This window comes from Citrobacter sp. S46_ASV_140, assembly GCF_018919545.1.
Taxonomy (GTDB): Bacteria; Pseudomonadota; Gammaproteobacteria; order Enterobacterales; family Enterobacteriaceae; genus Citrobacter; species Citrobacter braakii.
The window spans coordinates 1-2806 of the sequence record NZ_JAHLRC010000230.1 but is presented as its reverse complement, the minus strand read 5'-3'; the positions used below and the strand labels follow the sequence as shown (position 1 = coordinate 2806).

Here is a 2806-nt window from a genome sequence, read left to right as displayed (position 1 = left end):
GGTATAAAACAGCGGCCCGAGAATGTTACCGCCGGCCGCCAGGGCCATGCCGATGCTGAGCAGGATAGGGATCAGCATGCCAGGGATCATTGAATCGCCGATCCCGGCAATAGGGCCCATCAGGCCAACCTTCAGGGTATTGATGGTCTCCCCATCGATCGGCTCACCGTTCGCTTTTTTCTCCTCCAGCCCTAGCACCATACCGTTTACGATCGCGCCTATCTGGGGTTCCGTATTATAGAACGAGGCATGACGGCGCAGCATTTCAGTACGTTGGGCTGCGTCGGGATAGAGCTTTTTCGCCACCGGAAGCATACTCAAACAAAAGCCAAAAGATTCCAGACGTTCAAAACTCATCGATGACAAGTTGTGCATCATCCATGCGCGCCAGCAGCGGCGAAGATCTTTACGCGTAAGTGTACGTTCTTCCATCAGAATTCATCCTCCTCATCATCGGCTACCGACTTTGCATTCGCGGCCTGCGGCGGTTCCGGTTTGTAGTTGTAATGGATCAACGCCAACAGCGAACCGACGATCACCAGCGCGACCATGTTGAGTTTTAAAAATACGATGCAGACAAAACCGACGAGGAAGTAGATCAGCATGGTGTAGTTTTTGATGATCTGCTTCAGCAAAATCGCGATCCCGACGGCGGGTAAAATGCCGCCCAGTACGTTCATCGTTGACAGAACTATTTTCGGCAAGCTGTCCATAAAACCGCTGATGTATTGCGCGCCGAAGTAAACCGCAATAAAAGTTGGTACAAAACGCAGGACAAAGTTTGTCACCTGTGGCCAGATGGCGCTGTTCAGGTAAATACCGCGTTCGTCACCCCGTTCCAGCGCCACATCTGCCCGGTGATTCCAGAAGGAGTTCAGTACCATCATCGCGTTAAACAAAATGGTTCCGGCGATACCGATGGTCGCAGCCAGCGCGACCGCGACCTCGGGGCCTTTTCCTGAAAGGATCCCTAAAGCGATTGCGGGGTAAGCAACAAAGTTGAGATCGGCCGGCATCGAACCGCCAGGCGTTACCATCGCGATATATACCGCCTGAACCGCGACGCCAATCATGATCCCGGTTTTAATGTCGCCGAGAATAATCCCGACCAGCATTCCGGAAATCAGCGGGCGGGTGATCAGATACCAGCCGCCGGTCAGCCCCAGAAGCCAGGGACTGCTGAGGGCGCCGAGATAGCAAAGTATGCCAATCAACGTAGCTTCGATAATCATCGTGCGCTCCTTATTTCAGCTTCTGACGTGCGTCCTGCCAGCTGTAGCAACTGGCATCAGGAACCAGGCGAAACTCAACCAGGTGCCCATGTTGCGTCAGCCAGTCAAAGGCGGCAATTTCATCCCCGTTGACCGACTGATTCGGGCCGATGGTGGTGGTATCAGCACGCGCGCTCATCGGACCTACATTAATCTTGCCGTTGGCATTTTTCAGGCTGATACCTGCTTCTTCAATGCGTTTGAGCGTGACGGGTGATTTGCCAATGACGAAATAACGTTTCTCGCTGGCAATGACTTTTGGCAATTTTTCAATCGCGGTGGCCGTATCAAACAACCAAACTTTGGTGTCCTGTACGGCGCCTTTCATCACCGAAGAGAGCAAAGGGTCGGCCGCGACGGCGTCGTCTATAGCGACGATCCCATCACAGGGCAGCTCTTTGGCCCAACGTGTCACGAGCTGCCCATGGATTACGCGGTCATCGATACGTACAAAAGAAATACTCATAGTGTTTTCCTTTAAAAATCGTCGGACTGAACGGATAAAACCGGGGCGGCTTTAATCAGTGTGGGTATCGTCAGCGCCAACAGCTCGACGGCTGCGGCGTGAACATCCGTTAAATGGCAAATATCCTCGCTTTGTAACAGCATCGGGAAATTGACCCCCGCTACGACGGCAACGGGAGGAACCGTTTGTGAAGAAAAAGCATGATGGCAGGCGACATTCCACGGCGTACCGCTTTGCATGTCACACAGCACCAGTACGCCGTCAGCGTCTTTTCCGGCACTGGTGAGAACCTGAGAGAACGTCTCTTTAAACCCTTCGATACCTGCCTGTTCACTCAGCGTGACGGGGTAAACATGCGGTAATTCTCCATAAACCATACGACCGCTGGCGAGAAGCGCGTCCGCCAGGGGACCATGGGTGGCAACAATTACGTTAATCATGTGCTTATCCTCTAACCCAGGCTTTAATCGTGGCGAGCTGTTGACCGATGCCTTTGCCAAACGGCGAAATACGATATTCTCCGACGGCGGCAGGGATGATAAAGGTCTCTGCATAGTTGACGACAAACGGGGGAAACGCACCGCTCGGGCTTTCAACAACGGCCTGCGCACCTTCGACCAGGTTCAGGACGTTGACGCCGCCATGGGTATGGTGAGTGACCGGTGCCGTAAACCAATGGCGACGCGTTTCGATAAATTCGCGTTCGTGCATTCCGGTTCTTTCTTCCCGCCAACCCTCTCCTTCAGCCAGGGGTTCAATACGGTTGACGAGGTTGTCGTGCACCCATTGCGTGTCGCGCTGCCAGTCAATAACCTGCTGACCGTGATCCAGATGCACCGGACGCGGTAAGCCGTCTAACCCTAAGCGGCCCCAATCCCACAGCTTGAAGGTGAAGATATAGGGCGTTGCGCTGATCTCCAGCACCATGGTTCCTGCACCCGAACAGTGTACGGTTCCGGCGGGGATCAGGAAGTGATCGTGTTTATGTGCGGGGATCTGGTTAACGAATCGTTCATCATCAAAGGTTTTTTCGCCACGACCCGCGGCCCGGAGGTCGTCGAGCATATCC

Annotated in this window: 4 protein-coding genes and 1 pseudogene; all 5 read right to left on the bottom strand. The window is 53.8% G+C overall.

What is annotated here, in order from left to right; genetic code table 11:
- Positions 1 to 432 (bottom strand): PTS system mannose/fructose/sorbose family transporter subunit IID (locus tag KQJ19_RS23230; protein ID WP_216404246.1); only part of this gene is annotated, 432 nt, incomplete at its 3' end.
- A complete protein-coding gene (locus KQJ19_RS23225; protein ID WP_046276031.1) occupies positions 432 to 1232 on the bottom strand; it encodes a PTS sugar transporter subunit IIC in 801 nt (266 codons plus the stop codon). The genes KQJ19_RS23230 and KQJ19_RS23225, both read right to left, overlap by 1 nt.
- A gap of 10 nt (positions 1233 to 1242) precedes the next feature.
- Positions 1243 to 1737: a PTS sugar transporter subunit IIB gene (locus KQJ19_RS23220; RefSeq protein ID WP_003837349.1), complete on the bottom strand. Its 495-nt coding sequence runs from the start codon at positions 1735 to 1737 to the stop codon at positions 1243 to 1245.
- 11 nt (positions 1738 to 1748) lie between these two features.
- On the bottom strand, positions 1749 to 2177 hold the full coding sequence (locus KQJ19_RS23215) for a PTS fructose transporter subunit IIA (protein WP_216404245.1): 429 nt from the start codon (positions 2175 to 2177) through the stop codon (positions 1749 to 1751).
- Positions 2178 to 2181: 4 nt separating this feature from the next.
- Positions 2182 to 2806 (bottom strand): annotated as a pseudogene (locus tag KQJ19_RS23210) (mannose-6-phosphate isomerase); the annotation flags it as partial.

Excerpts from the sequence above, each read along its gene's own strand:
- KQJ19_RS23225 (WP_046276031.1), bottom strand. The coding sequence starts at position 1,232 with ATGATTATCGAAGCTACGTTGATTGGCATACTTTGCTATCTCGGCGCC.
- KQJ19_RS23220 (WP_003837349.1), bottom strand. The coding sequence starts at position 1,737 with ATGAGTATTTCTTTTGTACGTATCGATGACCGCGTAATCCATGGGCAG.
- KQJ19_RS23215 (WP_216404245.1), bottom strand. The coding sequence starts at position 2,177 with ATGATTAACGTAATTGTTGCCACCCATGGTCCCCTGGCGGACGCGCTT.